The following is a 20,338-nucleotide window of genomic DNA, read 5'->3' as shown; positions in this document are numbered from 1 at the left end:
TTGGATCAAAATTAAACCTGAATAGATTTAATTTAACTATGCTTTCCACTCAATCAGCGGAAACATGGTGGAGTATATTCTTAAAAAGTTAATGAAAGGATATTTCCTTTTAAATTTTAAGATTTTGTGAAAAATAGTTTCATTTTTACTGCTTGTATTTCCTTAATAGTGTTATAATCGCTCCATAAATCATACAAAAGGAATTGTTATGCTAATCGCTCGCTTTAAAAAAGCTTTAATCTCTTATTCTTTAGGCGCGCTTATTGTTTCATCTTTATTAGGCGTGGCTAACGCTTCTAATCAAGAAGTCAAAGTCAAGGATTATTTCGGGGAGCAAACTATAAAGCTTCCTGTTTCTAAAATAATCTACTTGGGTAGCTTTGCAGAAGTGCCTGCTATGTTCAATACTTGGGATAGGGTTGTAGGCATTTCGGATTACGCTTTTAAATCTGATATTGTTAAAGCCACTCTCAAAGATCCTAAACGCATTAAATCCATGAGCAGCGATCATGTGGCGGCTTTGAATGTGGAATTATTAAAAAAGCTTAGCCCCGATCTTGTTGTAACCTTTGTGGGCAACCCCAAAGCGGTAGAGCATGCGAAAAAATTTGGGATTTCATTCCTTTCTTTCCAAGAAAAAACCATTGCAGAAGTCATGGAAGATATTGACGCTCAAGCTAAAGCCTTAGAAATTGACGCTTCTAAAAAGCTGGCTAAAATGCAAGAAACTTTGGATTTTATCAAAGAGCGTTTGAAAGATGTCAAAAAGAAAAAAGGGGTGGAGCTTTTCCACAAGGCCAATAAGATTAGTGGCCATCAAGCCCTTGATTCAGATATTTTAGAAAAAGGGGGCATAGACAATTTCGGCTTGAAATATGTCAAATTTGGGCGCGCTGATGTTAGCGTGGAAAAAATCGTTAAAGAAAACCCTGAGATTATCTTTATTTGGTGGATAAGCCCACTCACTCCTGAAGATGTGTTAAACAACCCTAAGTTTTCCACTATCAAAGCTATCAAAAACAAGCAAGTTTATAAACTCCCCACAATGGATATTGGCGGGCCTAGAGCCCCACTCATTAGTCTTTTTATCGCTTTAAAAGCCCACCCTGAAGCGTTTAAGGGCGTGGATATTAATGCGATTGTTAAGGACTATTATAAAGTGGTTTTTGATTTGAAGGATGCAGAAATTGAACCCTTTTTATGGCATTGATTTTTAAAAAGGGCTAGTATTTTTTAGCCTTTCGTGTATCGTGCCAGGCTTAAAACAAGCCCTATAGCGATACAATTCGCTAAAAGCGAACTCCCTCCATAGCTCAAAAACGGCACCGCTAGACCTTTAACCGGAAAAATTCCGCCCACCCCAAAGGCGTTGATCACCAAAGAAAAACTGATGAGCAGTGCCACACCCACACAAAATAGCGAATATTTTGGCTCTTTCAAGCGGTTAGCGATCCTAAAAATCAAAACGATCAAAACAGAAAACAGAATAAAACAAACGCATAGCCCCAAAAACCCCCATTCTTCGGCGATCCCAGCTAAGACCATGTCCGTATGCACTTCGCTCAAAAACCCAAGCTTGATCTGCCCAAGCCCAAGCCCTTGCCCAAACAACCCCCCATTATGCATGGCATTGCCTGCATGAAAGACTTGATAGGATTCGGGCAAGTCGCTTATTCTAAGAGCGTTCGCTAATTTATCCGGCAAAAGCGTGAAAAGCGAATTTTGCAAATTAGACCACCACAATTTCACGCGCAAGATCCTATGAGCGCTTGTAACAATCGCTAAAACGCTGATCGCAAGCGCCCCTAAAACAATCAAGCCAAACAAATGCACGCTCCCCCCAGAAAAAACCAATAACACCGCTAAAACCACCCCCAAAAGAACAATCTGCCCGAGATCGTTTTGAAAAACCCCCACCCCAATCGCTAATACCATAAACACCACTGAATAAGGCCCAAAAGTGATCAGCTCTTCTTTAACATTAGCCTTTTCTTTTGCCACAAAGGTGCGAGACAAACTCCACGCAAGAAAAAAAGTAAAACCAATCTTCAAAAACTCCAAGGGTGCGAGCGAGAAAAACCCCAAACGAATCCATCGCTTCGCCCCCCCAGCGCTACTAGAAAGGCTTTCTGGCAAAAAAAACATGCCAATAATGAGTAATAATGGGATAAAAAGAAGAAAAAACCCCAAACGGCCAAACCACACCTTGGGATCAACCCTAGACAACCCCCACATGATAACAATCCCCATGATCGCGCTTACAAGTTGCCGCATGAAAAAATGGAATTCCCCATAATGATACAGCACCACTGTGGTGTAAGTTGAGAGCGAATAACTCATCAATACCCCCAAAAAAATCAATAGCGAAGCGCAAAAAAACAGGCTTTTGTCTGTAGTCATTAGGATTTCCTTATTTTAGTTTTTTAAACAGGCGTTCTCTTAAGGTATTTTAGGGGTATTTTACACTATAATGGCTCTGAATTGTCTTAGTGCTCAAGCTTAAGCTGTTTTGAAATTGATCGCATTCTTTGATGAGAAAGCGATCCGGTTTTGGAATGTTTTTTGCATGCTATAAATTGGTAAGAGTTTAAAAAGGGGTTTTGATGGATTTTTCTAAAGCGTTTGGATTGGTTTATAAAGCGCTAGATTATAGGGCTTTAAGGCAAGATATGATCGCTTCTAACATCGCTAATGTGGATACCCCCTTTTATAGGCCAAAGGATTTGGATTTTGAAAGCGTTTTAGCGAAGAAAAAAGCAGAAATTTTTGAAAACCAATCCAGTAAAGTTTTGCCTTTAGCCCACACTAACCCTAGGCATTTAGACTTTGAAAATAGCGCCAAAGATGGGGCAAGCCTTTTTTTTAGAGATGGGCATTTGGCTAAAAATGATGGCAACAGCGTGGATTTAGACATAGAAACGAGCGAAATGGGCAAGAACTCTACCATGTATTTAGCCTTGAGTTCAGCCTTAAAAAAGTATCGAGGCGTGATCAATTACGCCATTGATTCCAGTAAGAATTTATAGTTGAGGGAAAGCATGTTTTTATCTTCTTTTGATATTAGCGGTTATGGTTTGTCTGCCCAACGCTTAAGGGCTAATTTGATTTCTTCTAATATCGCTAACGCTAACACCACACGCACGAGCGAAGGAGGCCCTTACAGGAGGCAAGAAGCGGTGTTTAAAGCTTTTGATTTCAATGAGATTTTAAACCAAAAAATCGCTCAAAACCATCAAATTACCCCCTATGAGAAGACCCTTTAGATGAAGGCGATGACAACCCCTTAATCCCTATCACAAGCGTGGTGGTGGATAAGATTGTGCGCGATGATAGCGAGCCTTTGATGAAATACGATCCCAGCCACCCTGACGCTAACGCTCAAGGCTATGTGGCTTACCCCAATGTGAATGCGGTGGTTGAAATGGCGGATCTAGTGGAAGCGACTAGAGCCTATCAGGCCAATGTTGCAGCCTTTCAAAGCGCTAAAAACATGGCACAAAATGCGATTGGCATGTTACAAACATGAACGATTTTCAACAATTTATGGTAGTATAAGAAAATTTAGGTAGTATTAGCCAAAGACTAGTAGAATACAAGAAATGAATAAAATATTTAATAGAGTTAAATTTTTAAAAAAGAGCTTAAGGAGGTTCTATGCAAGCCATACACAATGATAAAAGCTTATTGAGTCCTTTCTCTGAGCTTAACACGGACAACAGGACCAAAAGAGAAGAATCAGGAAGCACCTTTAAAGAACAAAAAGGTGGGGAGTTTTCCAAACTCTTAAAACAATCCATCAATGAGCTTAACAACACTCAAGAGCAATCTGATAAAGCCTTAGCCGGCATGGCGACAGGGCAAATCAAAGATTTACACCAAGCCGCTATCGCTATAGGGAAGGCTGAAACAAGCATGAAACTCATGCTTGAAGTGCGCAACAAAGCGATCAGCGCTTATAAAGAGCTTTTAAGAACGCAGATCTAATCTCTTAAAGTGGCGTCTCTTTAAATGATCGCCTGGTCCTTTTTAAAGAGAGGGTTCATTGTTGTTGCACCCAACTTTGACAGATTTTACCATCAAAAATTCATGTTTTCATGCGTTGTGAAAATCCAACGCTACGCCATTTTCAAGTGAGCGTTCATGAATAATAAAAGCATTGATCCCAACTTCAACCCAGAGCAATTTTTAGAAACTCAAAAATACAAGGTCGTATTTACGGCTTTAATCTTTTTGTTGCTTTTTATTGTTTTTTTAATGGTGGCTTTTAAAAAAGCTTTTTTTGCCCAAGCCAACATGCCCACTTTGGTGATGAGCAAACAAGACACTGCAACTAGGGGGACTATCTATAGTCAAGACAACTACAGCCTGGCCACTTCGCAAACCCTTTTCAAACTGGGCTTTGACACAAGGTTTTTAAACCCAGATAAAGAAGATTTTTTCATTGATTTCCTTTCTATTTATAGCAATATCCCTAAAAATTCCTTAAAAGACGCCATCAATACGAAAGGCTATATTATTCTAGCTTATGATCTCACGCCCAACACCGCTGCTAATCTTAGGGACTTGAATAAGAAATTTTTAGCCTTTGGGGTTTTTCAAAATTTCAAAGACTCGCGCGATAAAGTGTGGCAAAAACAAGGGCTAAACATTGAAGTGAGCGGCGTTTCTAGGAATTACCCTTATCAAAATAGCCTAGAGCCAATCATTGGCTATGTGCAAAAACAAGAAGAAGACAAGCTCACTTTAACTACCGGTAAAAAAGGCGTTGAAAAATCTCAAGATCACTTGCTTAAAGCCCAACAAAATGGCATAAGAATAGGCAAAAGAGATGTGAGTTTTAACTTTATCCAAAACCACTCTTATACAGAGGTTGAACGGCTTGATGGCTATGAGGTGTATTTGAGCATTCCTTTAAAACTCCAAAGAGAAATTGAAACCCTATTAGACAAAGCTAAAGACAAACTCAAGGCTGAAGAAATCCTAGTGGGTATCATCAACCCTAAAAGCGGGGAAATTTTATCGCTAGCTTCAAGCAAGCGCTTCAATCCTAATGCGATTAAAACCAGCGATTATGAAAGCTTGAATTTGAGCGTTGCCGAAAAGGTTTTTGAGCCAGGCAGCACGATTAAACCCATTGTTTATTCCTTGCTGTTAGACAAGAATCTAATCAACCCCAAAGAACGCATTGATTTAAACCATGGCTATTACCAATTAGGAAAATACACCATTAAAGACGACTTCATCCCTAATAAAAAAGCCGTTGTTGAAGACATTTTGATCCAATCTAGCAATGTGGGCATGATAAAAATCAGCAAAAATCTCAACCCAGAGGATTTCTATAACGGGCTTTTAGGCTATGGATTTTCTCAAAAAACGGGCATTGATTTATCCCTAGAAGCCACAGGAAAGATCCCTCCTTTGTCCGCTTTCAAGCGTGAAGTGTTAAAGGGTAGCGTCTCTTATGGCTATGGGCTGAATGCGACTTTTTTGCAGCTTTTAAGGGCTTATGCGGTGTTTTCTAATGAAGGCAAATTGACTACCCCCTATTTAGTGCAACGAGAAACCGCCCCTAATGGCGATATTTACATCCCTAGCCCCAAACCCACTTTTCAAGTCATCAATCCAAAAAGCGCTAGAAAAATGAAAGAAACCTTAATTAAAGTGGTGCGTTACGGCACAGGCAAAAACGCTCAATTTGAAGGGCTATACATAGGGGGCAAAACAGGCACGGCTAGGGTTGCTAAAAACGGGAGTTATAGCGTGCAGTCCTACAACAGCTCTTTTTTTGGGTTCGCTGAAGATGAAAAGCAGGTTTTTACTATCGGCGTGGTTATCTTAGGCTCGCACGGCAAGGAAGAATATTACGCTAGCAAGATTGCAGCCCCTATTTTTAAAGAAATCACCGAAATTTTAGTGCGTTACAATTACCTATCGCCCTCTATTGCGATTCAAAATGCGTTGGAGAAAAACCGCTTTAAGATAAAATAAAAGGCTCTTTTTAACCCAAACTCTAAAAAGGAGTCTAAAAGTTGCCGGATCTGCTGTATTAAGGCTAAATTTAGAAGATAGATTAGAAAAAATCTGTTTAAGTTAGATTGATCTTATTTTTAAATCATAACATTTACCCATACCATGACAAGCAAAGCCTAATTGCTTTTTTAAGCTTAAAAATCAAACAATTGTAATATCGCTCATTTATTCATAGGATAAACCTTGCTATCGCATGGTTTCCTTGGGCGCTTATCGTTGTAATTCTCATTAAACAAATCCCTCGTTTTTTCATAATCTTTGGTTATTATTCCTGCCAATGGCAACAAGGTATGCAATAAGTCATCACTCATAAAAGGCTTGTGTAAAGCTTCTTCAAAACTTTTTACCATTTGTGGGTGTTTTTGTTTGAAGGTATCGCTCATATAGATTAAAAATGGGATTTCTACACTGGCATTTGAGCATTCATGGGTGTTAAAAGTGCTTGATTCAAACATGTCATCGCCATGATCGCTTAGATAAATAACGAGACTATCCTTATCTTTAAACAATTCAATCAAAGAATGCAAAACATAATCATTATAATAAACGCTGTTAATATAATCGGTTACAACTTGCTTATCAGTATTGTTTTTTACCCGCAAAGACTTGTTTTTTGAAAAGTAAGAAGTGTTGTTGAGATTAAAGTGGGAAAATTCTTTAGGAAAGCGGTTCTTGTATTCAAAATGGTTGCCGATCAAATGAAAAACAACAAAATTTTTACGCTTTCTACTCTCTCTCTCTCTCGTTATTATAATACCGCTTGAAAAGAGTGGCTAAGTTTTCATCATAGGGCTTATCATTTTCTATATAAGTATCAAAATGCTTAGCTACTTGATAATAGCTATTGCCCCACATGAGTCCATAGCCTTGAGAGGTGATCCAAGCGCTTTTATAATCGCTCAATTTAAGGATATGGGCTAGATTTTTAAATTGATACCATGCCTTTTGGTTGAGATTATCCCTATTGGCGTAAGTTAAAAGCATTGTGAAACTTTTATCCGTATAAAAAGCTGGACTGATCACATTGTCAAATACTAAAAGCGAACCTTTTTCTTTTAAAGCACTCAAATAGGGAGTCGTAGGGGTTTGATAGCCATAAACACCCATAAAATTTCTATTCAAACTCTCGCCAAAAATTAGCACCACATTATCAATATTTCCTGTATTTTTGACTAAGTAATCTTTAGGATAAGAAGCATTTTCTAAAGCTTGACTGGAGTTATTGCTTTCTCTCAAACTGCTGATATTCCTCCAAAAATAATACGCTCCTTTAGCCAAAGCAATGTATTTTATCGTTCCATCAGCATTCAACAACGCTTCATCTTCTTTATATTTTTTGATGGTTTTTATAGTGTGTGGCATCTCTACAATCAAAAATAAAACGCTTAAAATACTAGCTATTTTTAAAGGAACTGGTTTATTAGGAATGAAACTGAATAGTTTTAGAGAACCTATGGCTATTAAAATAAGCCCTATCACAAAATACCAGTGCGGATAAACATAGGCATGGAAGAATTCTAAACTCTCTTTATAATACGTAGTGAATAAAATATTACCCAACTCATTAGACAAAGGCAAATGAAAATAATACGAACCAAAAATATCTATACAGCTAAACACAATCCCTAAAAATAATATAAAACTTTTTAGGCTCTCTGTTATAAACCTGTTCTTAATAAAACTAATCGCATAATAAATAATAAAAAGCCATATAAAACTATACAAAAATGCTTTGAAAATAAAGCCAACGCTCCACTGAAGAGAGAAGCATGTTGAAAGCGCATTAAAAAGAATGAACACAAAAAATTTAGCGTCTAAAACCATCAAACCACCACCACATTAAGACATAAGGAAATTCTAAGCAACTGACCATAAAACAAGACCACAAAAAAACATCTCCCCCCCTTTTTTTCAAATCAATGCACTTCGCTCCAAACTTTTCTTTTCCACGCATAAGCCAAGAACGACAGCACCGCAAAGAAAATCATGATTTTTATCCCTAAGGTGTTCCTTTCATGTTTTTTCCTATCGCCTGCTTTTTCCAAATAGGAGATGACTTGTTTTTGAGCCTGTTCGCTCAACCCCACTCTAGGCATAGCCGTGCCAGGCAAAAGCTTTTGCGGGTCGTTGATGAAAATATTCAAGCCATGTTCGCCTTTAGCTCTAATCATCATGGACAAATCAGGCACATGAGAGCCTAAATAATTGGCTAAATCTTTAGGATCGCTAATGGCCTTATCTTTAGCGTAATCCAGGCTATGACACCTTTGACAGCTTTGCGCGAACACTTCCTTATCGCTCAAATTTTTAGGTAAAATAGAAGTGAGATACGCCACAATATCGCTCAAATCTTTATCGCTAAATTGAGAAAACGCCGGCATAGGATAGGGCCTTTCATCGTTAAATTTATGGCTCAATTTCGCCGTTTTCACGGGGTCTTTGATGAAGTGGGCTAAGAAATTCGCGTTCAAAACCCCCGCCACATGGCTTAAATCTGGTGGCACGACCCCAAAAGAATTGCTCGCGCTAAGGCTGTCCATAGGGGCTGGAATGTTTTGGGATTTAATGCCATGGCAAGCGGTGCAATTTTCGGCTACAAGCTGTTTGCCTTTATTGGCGTCGCCATTTTTTAAATCCATCGGCTCTAAATCCTTGAAAGCAAAATCCGCCGGAGCGACTTTAGGGTGCATCACCGAATGCGCATAAGGCTCAACCCCATAATAAATCACGCCTATCACCACAATAAGGATAATTAGAATCTTAAATTCTTTCATCTAACACCCCCCTTGTTTCTTGCTCTCAGTGATAGTGATAATGGGCAATACCACAAAGAAAAGGGCTAAAAAAGTGATTGAACCCGCTAAGCCAATGTATTTACCAATCCCAAGCGGAGGCAATTTACCATAGATCGTTAAAACAATCATATCAATGATTAAAAGCCAAAACCACACCATAAAAGCTGGCCGTTTGTGCGCAGGAGCGACAACCGGGCTTCTGTCCAAAAAGGGCAGTAAGAAAAAGATCACTTGCGCCACGCCAAAGGCCATTAGCCCTAAATCAGCGCTGAAGAAAAAGCCCCTTAAGACTTCATAGCTCCATAAGAAATACCATTCAGGGTAAATGTGAGGCGGCGTTTTAAGGCTGTTAGCCCTTTCAAAGTTGATAGGATCCATCGCAAAATCATAGTGGTAACACACCAAGTAAAAGAAAAAGACCATAAACGCGCAAACCACAAAAATATCTTTAGACAAGAATACCGGCCAAAAAGGAATGACTTTGGATTCTTTTTTCTTGCCTTCAATGAATTTCTTTTCTTCTGATTCAAAGTCAATCTCTTCGCCTTCTTGGTTATTGACATGCGGGATGCGTAAAGAATAGAAATGCACCCCAATGAGTAAAATGATCGCAATGGGCAGTAAAAACACATGGAGCATGAAAAAACGCGTTAAAGTGGAATCCGCCACAACATAATTGCCCCTAATCCACTCCACCACATCAGCCCCAATGAAAGGAATGCCCCCAAATAAATTCGTGATAACCGCTGCGGCCCAATAGCTCATCTGCCCCCAAGGCAGCATATACCCGCTAAAGGCTTCCGCGCTAAAGACCACAAACAAAATCATCCCGCTAATCCAAATCATCTCACGACCCTTTTTGTAAGAGCCATAATAGATGCCAACAAACATGTGGATATAAATGATGACAAAAATCATGCTCGCTGCTGTGGCGTGCATGTGGCGCCAAAGCCAGCCATAAGCCACTTCTTGCATGATGGTGAAATTCACGCTATCAAACGCCATTTTCGCATCAGGCTTGTAATACATGAGCAAGAAAATCCCTGAGATTACAAGCACGCCAAAAAGGGTCAATAAAATCACCCCCATAGCCCATAAGAAATTGATGTTTTTAGGGATCCAGTATTCTGTCATTAGCACTTTAACAAGCTTGTTAGTGCCAAGACGCATGTCTAGCCATTCGCCTAAATTCTTCGCTTTTTTTATCTCTGCCATTGAACTCTCCTTACGCTTTAGCCATCATTTTCTTGTATTCAGCCCCAGCTTCACCAAAAGTGATCTTAGTGCCTTCAATCTTAAAAGGCGGAATATCAAAAGGGCGTGGAGGGGGAGTGCCGGCAATATTCACGCCATCAGAAGTGAAACGCCCCCCATGGCATGGGCATAAAAAGCCTTTTTCTTCATCTTGATAAGTGGGGATACACCCTAAATGCGTGCAAATTTGAATGGCTGTGGTAAAAACGCTCTCGCCAATTTTAAAATCGCGCTTTTCATTAAAGCCCTCTTTTTTGGAACGCTTGAGGATATAGACCGGTTTCCCACGCCATTCCACGGTGGAAAACTGCCCTTCTTGCATATTCGCCACATCTATGGTCGTAAAACCGGCTGAAACAACGCTTGGAAGCGGATCCCAAGTCTTTTTCATCGCTACTAGACTCGCTATAGCCCCTATAGCTGTAACACTAGCAAGGCTCATTCCTAAAAAATCACGCCTTTGAATATCTGCCATGATTAAAAAACTCCTTAATGATAATTACCTTTTAACGACTAAAGGCATAGCAAATCCCTATTTTACAACAAACTCTCTTAATAATCTTTTTAAAATAACCAAATTAACGCTAAAATCAAACGCTTTTAGTGCCGCTTTAAAGAAATTTGAGCGCGCAAATGTTTTAAAAGGGTTCCTAAAATATCGTTATCGTCTTTGCTTGGGGCTTTTAGGCTTTCTTTCTTTTCATCGCTATAAGTGATGGTGATGTTTTGATTGAAATTAGAAAGTTTAATGATGCCAAGCTGGTTGGCTAGAATTTTAAGCGTAATGATTTGCAAAAACTGAGCGCTCAAATCGTCTGTTTTGCCAAACCTGTCTTCTATTTCTTCATGGATTTGCCCCACCTCATCTGTATTTTCACACAAACTCAAACGGCGGTATAGATCCAACCTCAAACTATCGCTTGCAATGAGTTCAGGGTTTAAAAAAGCGCTCACGCTCAATTGGATTTCCACGCTCTTTTCAAGCCTTTTTTTCCCCCCACTCAATTCATAAATCGCGTCTTCAAGCATGCGCGTATAGAGCGCATAACCGATATTTTTAATATGCCCGCTCTGATCTTGCCCGAGCAAATTCCCACCCCCCCTGATTTCTAAATCATGATAAGCGATACTCTCCCCACTGCCTAAATACGAATTTTTTTCCAAAGCGAGCAAGCGTTTTAGGGCCTGTTCATTCAAACTTTTTTGATCTTCTATGAGGAAATAGCAAAAGCCTTCTTTTTTGCCTCTCCCCACACGCCCTCTTAATTGGTGCAAATCAGCCAGCCCAAAATTTTGCGCGTTATCTATAATGATCGTGTTAGCGTTAGGCAAATGAATCCCTGATTCCACGATAGAAGTGCATAATAAAACCTGATAGCTCCCTTTGGCAAACTCCAGCATGATCTCTTCGCTCTCATGAGCGCTAATTTGGGAATGCAAAATGGCGATTTTGAGTTTAGGGATTAAATCTTCTAGCTTGGTTTTGACTTTTGAAATGCTAGCGATGTGGTTATGGATGTAAAAAATTTGCCCGTTACGGCGCAATTCTCTATGAATGATCTCTTTTAAGAGTTCGTCATTCTTTTCTTTCAAAAAAGTGCGGCTGGGCTTCCTGTCTGTGGGCGGGATTTTTAAAGAGCTGATGCCTTTAATTTGAGAGAGCGCCATGTTTAGAGTGCGCGGAATAGGCGTAGCGGACATGCTTAAAAAATGCACGCTTTTACTCAATTCTTTTAAAGCTTCTTTTTGTTTCACGCCAAATTTATGCTCTTCATCCACCACCACTAATCCCAAATTTTTAAATTTCGCGCCTAAAATCGCATGCGTACCTACAAGCACATCAATCAGCCCTAATTCCACCACCTTTAAAAGCTTGTTTTTTTCGCTCGCATACCTGTCCAAACGAGCCACTTTAACGCCAAAATTTTCAAAACGCACCCTTAAAGTCTCAAAATGCTGGTGCGCCAATAAAGTAGTAGGCACGACTAGAGCGCTTTGAAAGCCGTTCAAAAACGCGCAAAAAATCGCATGCATCGCTACTTCTGTTTTCCCAAAACCCACATCCCCACTCAGTAATCTGTCCATCACTCTCTTAGAGCTTAAATCCTTTGAAATTTCAGCGATGGCTTTTTCTTGATCGCTTGTGTATTCAAACCCCGCATGCGATTTAAAGATCTCCAACTCCGCTAAATGCGTGTCCATCTTTTTACCCAAGATCAAATTGCGTTCAGCCGCTAATTCAATGATCTTGCTTGCAATCTCTAAAAGCTTATTTTTAACTTTAGCTTTCAGTTTGAGAAAACTCCCTTTCCCTAGCCGGTCTTTAGTTGGCACGCTATCACTTTGCGCCACATAGCGAGCGATTAAATGCAGGTTTTCTACCGGTAATAGCAGCTTGTCTTCACCCAAGTAAGCGATTTCTAAAAAATCCCTCTTGCTCCCTAAAACGCTGTGTTGGACTAATTGAGAAAACACGCCCACCCCGTAATCATCATGCACCACCCATTCGCCCGCATTCAATTCATTCAAAGCGAGCTTAGATTTTTGGCGTTTTTTCTTCCTTTCAAAAGAATTGAGCGAAATAAAAATCCCATCAGGGGTTTTAAAATTTAGCACAAAGGGGGCGATGACGCATTCAATATGGCTTTTTTCAAGCGCGCTTATCGCATTGTCTAAAATCGTTTTATTAGGGGCTAGGAGCGTGATTTTACGATTTGAATGCAAAGCTATAAAGCTTTCTAGGGCATGCACATGGATTTCTAAATCTTCATAGCCTTGCGGGTTTTCTAAAACCTTTAAAAATTTGAAATGCTCACCATCCAATTCGTTTAAGCTCGCTAATTCTTGGATTTCTTCTAAAGCTTTAGGGCTTATAACGCTTTTATAGGCATGCAACAAATCGTTTGCTTTTTCCCCTAAAAACCACAAACCAAAACTGGTTAAATCTTTAGAAAAGCTATTTAAGGGGCTTTGCTCTACTTTGGTTTTCAGATCCTTATAAGATTGTTCGTTCAAACTAAAAAGCGTGGGGGGAATTTCAACTTCTAACAAATCTTCTTTGAGGCTCATTTGAGTGGTAGGGTCAAATTCCTTAATGCTCTCACACTCCGTGTCAAAAAAACTCAAGCGATACGCTTTAGAATTGGGTGCATAAATATCCACAATATCCCCCCTAAAGCTCGCTTCGCCTTCCACTTCCACTAAGTCTAAAATTTCATAACCATAATAAAAGAGCTTGTCTTTTAAATCCTTAAGGTTATATTTTTCTAAAAGAGTGATTTTAAAGCTTTCTAAAAGTTCTTTTTTAGGCAAAGGGTGCAATAACGCGCTAATAGGGGCAATAATGATCGCTTCTTGCTTGTTTTCTAAGGCTTGATAAAACTCCCTTAAACCCCCTAAAAGCTGTAAAAATTCTTCAAAAAACGAACGCAAATCATCGTTTTTTTTAGCCCTAAACTCCGGGAAAAGAATGGCTTTGGTATTTGGCTTAAAATAGCTTATGACTTCTTTAGCGAGCTCGGACTCTTTAAAATCCTTACAAGCGAGTATTTGATAATCAAAGCCTTTGTTTAAGGCTCCATAAAGGCTAGATTGGATCATTCCCTATTTATTTTCAATTTTCTTTTCTTGCTCATTGATCAACAACGCCCCCCCTTGAAGGTTTTTAGGGCGCGTTTCCCCAATCAAAATCCCCTTTCTTTCCACCACAAGCTCTTGGCTAGAGATTTTACCATCAAGGCGTCCTAAAGGCATGATTTCTACCACTTCCGCTTCCACCGTGCCAGTAAACTTGCCATTAACCACTAATTTATTAGCGAAAATCTCACCCACTACCGAGCCGGTTTGCCCGATCACCACCGCGCTTTTAGAATGCACCACCCCTTCTAATTCGCCATCTATGTGCAAATGGCAATCCAAATGAAGCTCCCCCTTTATTTTTGTGCCTTGAGCGATGATAGTCGCTGGTCCTGTTTTTGCATTAGCTGATTTATTATTGTTATCAAAGATTGCCATCTGATGCTCCTTTCTTTATTGAAAACTTCTTCAAAATCTTTCATGTTCCATTTGGTGAAACTCATGGGGTTTATGGGCTGATTTAAAAACCGCACTTCATAATGCAAATGCGGCCCTGTACTCATCCCTGTATTGCCACTATACCCAATCAACTGCCCTTTTTTGACAAATTCTCCCGTTTTTACGATGATTTTATTCAAATGGGCGTAGTAGGTTTTAAAACCAAAAGGGTGGAAAACTTTAATCAAATTCCCATACCCCCCATTCCACCCCTTGCTCGCTAACCCCACTACCCCACTCGCGCTCGCATACACAGGCGTGTTAATAGCGGTGCTTAGATCAAGCCCGGTATGGTTGTGCAACACATGCAAAATAGGGTGGATCCTTTTATTGAAGGCGGCTGAAACGCGCCGATAGGATTCTAGCGGGTAGTCATTAGGGATAAGGCGCATGATAAAGCTTTTTTGAAGCCCGGTAATCCCAGCGACATCCAAGCGGCTAGAAAAATTACCCTCTTCTTTTTCTTCAGGCCTATTCACCCCCACCACTTCTTCTAAATCGTTGATGCGCTCCCCTGAAAGTTGCAAATCGTCTAAAAATTCATCCATTTGCAAAGAAAGCTTTTCATTCGTTTCTCTTTTTTTCTCAAATTCCTTATTGATTAAGGCATGCTGCTTATCAATGTTTTTAATCTCTTTATTTAAAACCAGTAGCGAAATGCCTAAAAACAATAAAGATCCCACAACGCTCAAAAGCGCGTACAAGCCAATTTGACGAAATAGTATATGAACATTAATATAACGACTCCCTTTAGAGTCCGTAACCATCACAATCAAACGCCTGTCTAAAAACACTAAAATCCTTACTGGCTTATGAGCGCATCTTTATCCACATGCTCTTGGAGCTGGACAATGTCTTCTAAAACCCAAAACAAATTCTTCCATTCAATAAATTTATTTTCTTCTAAAGCGCTTTGAAAATGATCTAAATCCCATGCTAGAAATTTTTGCGCGTCTAAAATTTTACCCAAAAAGCGCACTTCATAATGCAATTTTTCGCCGCCGCTATTACCGCTCTTCCCGCTATAGCCAATCAACTGCCCTTTTTGGATAAAGCTTTTGGGCTGCACATTGACATGATCTAAATGCGTGTAAATGGAGCTAAAACCAAACGCATGTTCAATGCGCACCAAGTTCCCATACCCCACATTAGAATTGGTTTTCACAAAATCCACAATCCCATCAGCACTCGCATAAACAGGCGTGTTTAAGGGTGCGATAAAATCAATCCCAGATTCAATACCCTTAATTTTTTTAATGGGGTGGTTCCTTTCTTTGGTGGGTTTGATAGCGCTATAAGTTTTCAAGGGCATGCCATTAGGAATGAGCATGAGCGCTAAATGTTTTTGGGCCAGATTCAAATTTTCTAAATCCACTTCATCATAAAGATGCACGCCCCCATTAGCCCCTCTTTTGACTTCAATCAAGGATTCTATCGTGCGAATCTTTTGCCCCACAACAAAGAGCTCTTCTCGCTTGTTTTTAATCTCTTTGGTTAAAGTGTAATTTTTTTGATACAAATCCCTAAAATCCCTTAAAACCGCATTCCTTTCTCCTGTCATCGTATCCATTTTAGCGATTAAAAATTTTAAAAAACCCACGCCAAGCCCCACGATCAACAAAAAAATAACAACAGAAATGATGAGGTTGCGTTTTAAATTTTTAGAAAATTTGAGCTGTTTAGAGCCTGATTCATCAATGATGGTGATCATGAGCTGGTTTTGTGGCATCAATCCCTCTTCTTTGGATAGCGCTTATAAAAAGCGTTGGCTACCAGAAATGAGCCATATACCAAATAATTTTCATTTTCTTTCAAATCTTCAAACAAAGCGTATTCTAACCCTAAAGTTTCTAAAATCCCTTTAAGCTTTTCCAATTTGATAACCCTTTCTTGATGCAATTCTAAAATCAAAACCTTTTTAACCACAGGCTTTAAAATTTCTAGCACTAAAAAAGCGTCCTTATCTTGATAGCAATTATAAATTAAAATGATTTTAGCGTTAAAAATGCGTTTAATCTCTTCTTTTAAGGCTTTGGCGCTATGGGGGTTATGCCCGACATCTATTAAGATATTAGGGCTTAAAAGCTCGCAACGGCCGATTAAATCCAGGGGCTTTAGGTTTTTTAAAACTTCTTGTTCTTTGCATGGCATAAGCGTTTCAAACGCTTTTAGAGCCACTTCTAAATTCATCGCTAAAAAATGGGCTAAATGGTGGCGTTCAATATAATCCATGACTCCTTTTGAAATTTTATTTTGGACTAAAATCAATTTTGCATGTTTTTCTTTGGCGATTTTTTGAGCCGTATTTAAAACCAGTTCTTGTTGGGGAGCGATGATGTTAAGAGAGCTCATCGCTTTTAATTTAGTTTGTGCAATGCTTTCTAAACTATCCCCTAAAAATTCCTTATGATCATAATCAATGGGGGTGAAAATGCTTAGGGTTTTTTCTAAAGCGTTCGTGCTGTCAAACTCCCCCCCAAGCCCTGCTTCCAAAACCAAGTAATCGCAATCTTTAGCGAGCATGACGGCCAGTAAGGTAGCGTATTCAAAATACGAGCAAGCGCTGCTGAAAGCGTGTGATTGCAATTGCTGGTGAGCGTTTTCTAAAACGCTTTCTCCAACAATAGAACCATTCAAAAAAAAGCGCTCCCTAAATTCAAAAACATGAGGGGAGGTGAAATGCAACACCTTAAAGTTTTGATCGGCCAATAAAAGGGTTAAAAACCGCCCCGTGCTGCCCTTACCATTAGTCCCTACCACATGAATGACTTTCGCTTGAATCTCAAAAAAAGCGTTTTTAAAATCTTTATAAATTTGAATGAAGCGGCTAGGATCAAACTTGTGGTATTCCTTAGGCTTTGTTTCTAAAAACGCCTTTAATCCATTTAATCCATTCAAAGGGCTATTTTTCATTATTGAATTTCCCCTCATAAGCGATTTGAGCCACAAATTTAGTCAAAGTTTGTTCCACAGCCTGATTGATAGCATAATAGCGGTTCTGGTAGGTATTAAGGGGGTCTTGCAAATTCACAGCGTAATTATAATACCCGCTATTTTGAAAAGTCTTTTGTGTGCCTCTTTTATTATCGTAGGTGTAATTCACAGACACGGTTGCGCGATAGAAAGTCGTAAAGCCTTCTTTATTTTGCGTGATACTCGTATCGGTTACATTCGTGATTTCTATAATAATGATAGAATCCGCATCCTTTTCACTCGCTAAGCGGCTTTGGAAGCGTTGCACGACTAAACGATTCATCAAATCCTTAAACTCTACAGAGTTTTCAGGGTTAGGCAAATTCACAATGAGTTTCACGTATATGCTATCGCCTAAAGCGTTTTGAGCGTAAGCGGCGATGGGCTTATACCCACAGCCCTTGAACAAAAATAACAAAATAAAAAAAAGTAAAGCCCTCATGCGATAACAAAATTAACAAGCTTATTAGGCACATAAATTTCTTTTTTAACGCTCGCATTTTCTAAATATTTCTCTAATTCTTTTTTAGCCAAAATAATGATTTCTTCTTTATCAGCGTTAATATTGACTTTCAATTCCGCGCGCCTTTTGCCATTAATGGTAAGCCCTAAAGTCATAAAGTCTTCCACTAAAGCGCTTTCATCGATCGCTATAGGCTTGAAATTCTCTCTTTTAAAAAGCCTCTCGCTCAACTCCCATGCCGTGTGCGGGATAATAGGCTCTAAAATTTGCAACAACACAAAATAACCCTCGCATAAAATTTGCTCATTATTTTGCGCGCCCAAAGCGTTTAAAGCCTCCATGCAACCTGCGATCAAAGTGTTAAACGCATAAGCGCTTTCAGCCTTATTAAAAATTTCATGCGATTTTTTTAACGCTTCATAGACTTTTTTACGAGCTAATTTTTCCGCTTCATTCAGGCTGACTTCTTTAAATTCAGGCTTAGAAGTAGTGGGGTTAATAACGCTCGCTTTGTCGTATAAGCGCTTGATGAACCGGTGTGCGCCTTCTAAAGCGTTGTCATTCCACTCTAACTCTTTAGCCGGTGGGGCAGCAAAAAGGATAAAAAGCCTCGCTGCATCGGCCCCGTATTTTTTAAGTATCTCTTTAGGGCTAACGACATTGCCTTTAGATTTGCTCATCTTAGCGCCATCTTTTAAGACCATGCCTTGAGTGATAAGCTGTTTAAAAGGCTCATCTAAATTAAGATAGCCCAAATCCCTTAAAGCCTTAGTGAAAAAGCGCGCGTATAACAAGTGCAAAATCGCATGTTCAATGCCGCCAATGTAAGTATCCACTGGCATGAAATACTTCAAGTAATTTTGATCAAACGCTTGATTTTCACGCTGATTTTTGGGCGTGGTGTAGCGCAAGAAATACCAACTGGATTGGATGAAAGTGTCCATGGTGTCTGTTTCTCTTAAAGCGTTTTGGTGGCATTTAGGGCATTGAGTGAATTTCCAACTCGCATGCTTTTCTAACGGATTGCCCTCCCCATCAACCACAATGTCTTCAGGTAAAGTTACCGGCAATTGGGTTTCAGGCACAATCCCGCAATGTTTGCAATGAATCATAGGAATAGGCGCTCCCCAATACCTTTGACGGCTCACTCCCCAATCTTGCAAGCGGTAGTTGATCACCCTTTTACCAAGGTTTTCTTTTTCAAAATAAGCGATGATTTGCTCTCTGGCCACTGAGCTAGAAAGATCGCTCCACTCCCCACTATTTTTTAAAACCTCTTCTTTGGTGTGGGGCAAATTTTGAGGGCTTTGAGTGATCACTTTAATAGGGATATGATAAAGATTGGCGAATTCAAAATCCCTTTCATCGCAGGCTGGCACGCCCATTAACGCCCCAGAGCCATAATTAGCTAGGGCGAAATTAGCCACCCACACAGGGATTTTTTGCTTTGTTAAAGGGTGGATAGCGTAAATGCCTAAAAACGCCCCTTTTTTCTCTAAAGCTCTTTCTCTTTGAGTCGTGTTTAAAATCGCTTTAATCATCTTTGAATCTTCTTGGCTCACTTGCTTAATGGCATGCTCTACTAAAGGGTGTTCTGGGGCGATGGCAATGTAAGTTACGCCATAAATGGTGTCCGCTCTTGTGGTAAAAACTTCAATTTCTTGAATGCCATTGCAAGCCTTCAAGCACTCATCAGCGATTTTAAAACCAAATTGCAACCCGCTAGATTTCCCTATCCAGTTTTTTTGCATGATTAGGACTTGAGAAGGCCAATGGTTTTCTAAAACCTCTAAGTCTTTGAGCAATTCTTCAGCGTAATTTGTGATCTTCAAATAATATTGATAGAGTTCTTTTTGAATAACTTCTGTATCGCAACGCCAACACCTCCCATCAATGACTTGCTCATTAGCTAAAACGGTTTTATCGTTAGGGCACCAATTGAGCATGGCCTTCTTGCGATAGACTAGCCCCTTTTCCCACAAGTCAATGAAAAATTGCTGTTCAAATTTCGTGTAATCCGGATCTGAAGTGGCAAATTCCCTATTTTTAGAAAAAGAAAACCCTAACGCTTCAAACTCTTTTTGCATGGCTTCAATGTTTTCATAAGTCCAGGTTTTAGGGTGGATACCATGCTTAATGGCCGCATTTTCTGCAGGCATCCCAAAAGAATCAAACCCCATAGGGTGTAACACATTGTAATGGTGCAAACGATAATAACGCGCCAAAGCGTCGCCAATGGTGTAATTGCGCACATGCCCCATGTGGATTTCCCCACTAGGATAAGGCAGCATGCTCAAAATGTATTTTTTAGGGAGGTTAAAATCGTCTTTAGGCTCAAAACTCTTATTTTTCCACCAAAATTCTTGCCATTTTTTTTCTATATTGATAAAATCCATCGTTACCCCTTAATCCGTTTCGCTCGTTACAACGCTTTCAACCAACAAAAAGATAAGACTGAAAGCGTTGCTAATCAACGCCCCAATCATGAGCATGTAAGCGGTAACCAAATTATTTAAAATCTGTAAAAACACAAATGCCGGTATGAGGTGCAACACGGTAGCTAAAGAGCTCGCCAACAGCTCTGAAGCGAAACGCTTACACACCCCAATTTTAAGCGTAACAGAAATAAGGTTTAAAGCTAACGCTACAAACAACACTACCGTGTTAGGCTCATACAAAAACCCTGCAATGGTGGTTAAAGAAATAAGGCTAAACAGCACATGAACGACCCGACCCCAATCCATAGAAA

Annotated in this window: 19 protein-coding genes and 1 pseudogene; 6 read left to right on the top strand and 14 right to left on the bottom strand. The window is 39.6% G+C overall.

Annotated features, from left to right (window positions below; translation table 11 throughout):
- Window positions 1-208: 208 nt before the first annotated feature.
- Window positions 209-1,210: an ABC transporter substrate-binding protein gene (locus tag P6280_RS00295; RefSeq protein WP_180510068.1), complete on the top strand. Its 1,002-nt coding sequence runs from the start codon at window positions 209-211 to the stop codon at window positions 1,208-1,210.
- A 23-nt stretch (window positions 1,211-1,233) separates the two neighbouring features.
- Here P6280_RS00295 and P6280_RS00290 read toward each other — a convergent pair whose 3' ends face one another.
- Window positions 1,234-2,400 carry an FtsW/RodA/SpoVE family cell cycle protein gene (locus P6280_RS00290; protein ID WP_283236693.1) on the bottom strand — a complete coding sequence of 389 codons (1,167 nt, stop codon included), beginning with the start codon at window positions 2,398-2,400 and terminating at the stop codon, window positions 1,234-1,236.
- 203 nt (window positions 2,401-2,603) lie between these two features.
- Here P6280_RS00290 and flgB point away from each other — a divergent pair, with 203 nt between their 5' ends.
- The 5 genes and pseudogenes from flgB to P6280_RS00265 all read left to right on the top strand — a co-directional run bounded on the left by flgB (window position 2,604) and on the right by P6280_RS00265 (window position 5,988).
- Window positions 2,604-3,026, top strand: coding sequence for a flagellar basal body rod protein FlgB (flgB, locus tag P6280_RS00285; protein WP_000347766.1), 423 nt, complete (start codon window positions 2,604-2,606; stop codon window positions 3,024-3,026).
- A gap of 12 nt (window positions 3,027-3,038) precedes the next feature.
- Window positions 3,039-3,526 (top strand): annotated as a pseudogene (flgC, locus tag P6280_RS00280) (flagellar basal body rod protein FlgC).
- 128 nt (window positions 3,527-3,654) lie between these two features.
- Complete coding sequence (fliE, locus tag P6280_RS00275; protein WP_154422419.1) at window positions 3,655-3,984, top strand: flagellar hook-basal body complex protein FliE; 330 nt, start codon at window positions 3,655-3,657, stop codon at window positions 3,982-3,984.
- Between the two features lie 24 nt (window positions 3,985-4,008).
- Window positions 4,009-4,134, top strand: a complete 126-nt coding sequence (locus tag P6280_RS00270) for a transcriptional regulator (protein ID WP_140577219.1) — start codon at window positions 4,009-4,011, stop codon at window positions 4,132-4,134.
- 6 nt (window positions 4,135-4,140) lie between these two features.
- Window positions 4,141-5,988 carry a peptidoglycan D,D-transpeptidase FtsI family protein gene (locus tag P6280_RS00265; RefSeq protein ID WP_283236692.1) on the top strand — a complete coding sequence of 616 codons (1,848 nt, stop codon included), beginning with the start codon at window positions 4,141-4,143 and terminating at the stop codon, window positions 5,986-5,988.
- A 203-nt stretch (window positions 5,989-6,191) separates the two neighbouring features.
- On the opposite strand, the gene P6280_RS00260 is transcribed toward P6280_RS00265, so the two are convergent.
- The 13 genes from P6280_RS00260 to P6280_RS00200 form a co-directional block, all read right to left on the bottom strand.
- On the bottom strand, window positions 6,192-6,782 hold the full coding sequence (locus P6280_RS00260; protein WP_349306387.1) for a sulfatase-like hydrolase/transferase: 591 nt from the start codon (window positions 6,780-6,782) through the stop codon (window positions 6,192-6,194).
- The gene (locus tag P6280_RS00255; protein ID WP_349306336.1) at window positions 6,757-7,854 is read right to left on the bottom strand and encodes a sulfatase-like hydrolase/transferase; all 1,098 of its coding nucleotides are present in this window, start codon (window positions 7,852-7,854) and stop codon (window positions 6,757-6,759) included. Before P6280_RS00255 ends, P6280_RS00260 begins: the two co-directional genes overlap by 26 nt.
- Before the next feature lie 92 nt (window positions 7,855-7,946).
- The gene (locus P6280_RS00250; protein ID WP_283236689.1) at window positions 7,947-8,804 is read right to left on the bottom strand and encodes a cytochrome c1; all 858 of its coding nucleotides are present in this window, start codon (window positions 8,802-8,804) and stop codon (window positions 7,947-7,949) included.
- Window positions 8,805-10,040 carry a cytochrome b gene (locus P6280_RS00245; RefSeq protein WP_283236688.1) on the bottom strand — a complete coding sequence of 412 codons (1,236 nt, stop codon included), beginning with the start codon at window positions 10,038-10,040 and terminating at the stop codon, window positions 8,805-8,807.
- Between the two features lie 10 nt (window positions 10,041-10,050).
- Window positions 10,051-10,554: a ubiquinol-cytochrome c reductase iron-sulfur subunit gene (gene petA, locus P6280_RS00240; RefSeq protein ID WP_000763640.1), complete on the bottom strand. Its 504-nt coding sequence runs from the start codon at window positions 10,552-10,554 to the stop codon at window positions 10,051-10,053.
- Window positions 10,555-10,679: 125 nt separating this feature from the next.
- On the bottom strand, window positions 10,680-13,679 hold the full coding sequence (gene mfd / locus P6280_RS00235) for a transcription-repair coupling factor (RefSeq protein WP_283236687.1): 3,000 nt from the start codon (window positions 13,677-13,679) through the stop codon (window positions 10,680-10,682).
- A 3-nt stretch (window positions 13,680-13,682) separates the two neighbouring features.
- Window positions 13,683-14,093 (bottom strand): bactofilin family protein, encoded by a 411-nt coding sequence (locus P6280_RS00230; RefSeq protein WP_014533566.1) that lies wholly within the window; start codon window positions 14,091-14,093, stop codon window positions 13,683-13,685.
- Entirely contained in the window at window positions 14,012-14,947 is a 936-nt protein-coding gene (gene csd1, locus P6280_RS00225) for a peptidoglycan DD-metalloendopeptidase Csd1 (protein ID WP_283236686.1), read from the bottom strand. Before csd1 ends, P6280_RS00230 begins: the two co-directional genes overlap by 82 nt.
- Window positions 14,948-14,955: 8 nt before the next feature.
- Window positions 14,956-15,882 (bottom strand): M23B family cell shape-determining DD-metalloendopeptidase Csd2, encoded by a 927-nt coding sequence (csd2, locus tag P6280_RS00220; RefSeq protein WP_283236685.1) that lies wholly within the window; start codon window positions 15,880-15,882, stop codon window positions 14,956-14,958.
- Complete coding sequence (locus P6280_RS00215) at window positions 15,882-17,066, bottom strand: Mur ligase family protein (protein WP_283236684.1); 1,185 nt, start codon at window positions 17,064-17,066, stop codon at window positions 15,882-15,884. The genes csd2 and P6280_RS00215 overlap by 1 nt, the downstream gene beginning before the upstream one ends.
- Window positions 17,056-17,568 carry an LPS assembly lipoprotein LptE gene (lptE, locus tag P6280_RS00210; protein WP_180408515.1) on the bottom strand — a complete coding sequence of 171 codons (513 nt, stop codon included), beginning with the start codon at window positions 17,566-17,568 and terminating at the stop codon, window positions 17,056-17,058. The genes P6280_RS00215 and lptE overlap by 11 nt, the downstream gene beginning before the upstream one ends.
- Window positions 17,565-19,985, bottom strand: a complete 2,421-nt coding sequence (leuS, locus tag P6280_RS00205) for a leucine--tRNA ligase (protein ID WP_283236683.1) — start codon at window positions 19,983-19,985, stop codon at window positions 17,565-17,567. The genes lptE and leuS overlap by 4 nt, the downstream gene beginning before the upstream one ends.
- 9 nt (window positions 19,986-19,994) lie before the next feature.
- Entirely contained in the window at window positions 19,995-20,333 is a 339-nt protein-coding gene (locus P6280_RS00200) for a DUF6394 family protein (RefSeq protein ID WP_000383776.1), read from the bottom strand.
- Between the last annotated feature and the right edge of the window lie 5 nt (window positions 20,334-20,338).

Source organism: Helicobacter sp. 219-2 (assembly GCF_030053225.1).
Classification (GTDB): Bacteria; Campylobacterota; Campylobacteria; order Campylobacterales; family Helicobacteraceae; genus Helicobacter; species Helicobacter pylori_C.
This window is presented reverse-complemented; position numbering and strand designations above follow the sequence as displayed.

What these genes read in the sequence shown, in the direction of transcription:
- P6280_RS00295 (WP_180510068.1), top strand. Translation starts at nt 209, where the DNA reads ATGCTAATCGCTCGCTTTAAAAAAGCTTTAATCTCTTATTCTTTAGGC.
- P6280_RS00290 (WP_283236693.1), bottom strand. Translation starts at nt 2,400, where the DNA reads ATGACTACAGACAAAAGCCTGTTTTTTTGCGCTTCGCTATTGATTTTT.
- flgB (WP_000347766.1), top strand. Translation starts at nt 2,604, where the DNA reads ATGGATTTTTCTAAAGCGTTTGGATTGGTTTATAAAGCGCTAGATTAT.
- fliE (WP_154422419.1), top strand. Translation starts at nt 3,655, where the DNA reads ATGCAAGCCATACACAATGATAAAAGCTTATTGAGTCCTTTCTCTGAG.
- P6280_RS00270 (WP_140577219.1), top strand. Translation starts at nt 4,009, where the DNA reads ATGATCGCCTGGTCCTTTTTAAAGAGAGGGTTCATTGTTGTTGCACCC.
- P6280_RS00265 (WP_283236692.1), top strand. Translation starts at nt 4,141, where the DNA reads ATGAATAATAAAAGCATTGATCCCAACTTCAACCCAGAGCAATTTTTA.
- P6280_RS00255 (WP_349306336.1), bottom strand. Translation starts at nt 7,854, where the DNA reads ATGGTTTTAGACGCTAAATTTTTTGTGTTCATTCTTTTTAATGCGCTT.
- P6280_RS00250 (WP_283236689.1), bottom strand. Translation starts at nt 8,804, where the DNA reads ATGAAAGAATTTAAGATTCTAATTATCCTTATTGTGGTGATAGGCGTG.
- P6280_RS00245 (WP_283236688.1), bottom strand. Translation starts at nt 10,040, where the DNA reads ATGGCAGAGATAAAAAAAGCGAAGAATTTAGGCGAATGGCTAGACATG.
- petA (WP_000763640.1), bottom strand. Translation starts at nt 10,554, where the DNA reads ATGGCAGATATTCAAAGGCGTGATTTTTTAGGAATGAGCCTTGCTAGT.
- mfd (WP_283236687.1), bottom strand. Translation starts at nt 13,679, where the DNA reads ATGATCCAATCTAGCCTTTATGGAGCCTTAAACAAAGGCTTTGATTAT.
- P6280_RS00230 (WP_014533566.1), bottom strand. Translation starts at nt 14,093, where the DNA reads ATGGCAATCTTTGATAACAATAATAAATCAGCTAATGCAAAAACAGGA.
- csd2 (WP_283236685.1), bottom strand. Translation starts at nt 15,882, where the DNA reads ATGCCACAAAACCAGCTCATGATCACCATCATTGATGAATCAGGCTCT.
- P6280_RS00215 (WP_283236684.1), bottom strand. Translation starts at nt 17,066, where the DNA reads ATGAAAAATAGCCCTTTGAATGGATTAAATGGATTAAAGGCGTTTTTA.
- lptE (WP_180408515.1), bottom strand. Translation starts at nt 17,568, where the DNA reads ATGAGGGCTTTACTTTTTTTTATTTTGTTATTTTTGTTCAAGGGCTGT.
- leuS (WP_283236683.1), bottom strand. Translation starts at nt 19,985, where the DNA reads ATGGATTTTATCAATATAGAAAAAAAATGGCAAGAATTTTGGTGGAAA.
- P6280_RS00200 (WP_000383776.1), bottom strand. Translation starts at nt 20,333, where the DNA reads ATGGATTGGGGTCGGGTCGTTCATGTGCTGTTTAGCCTTATTTCTTTA.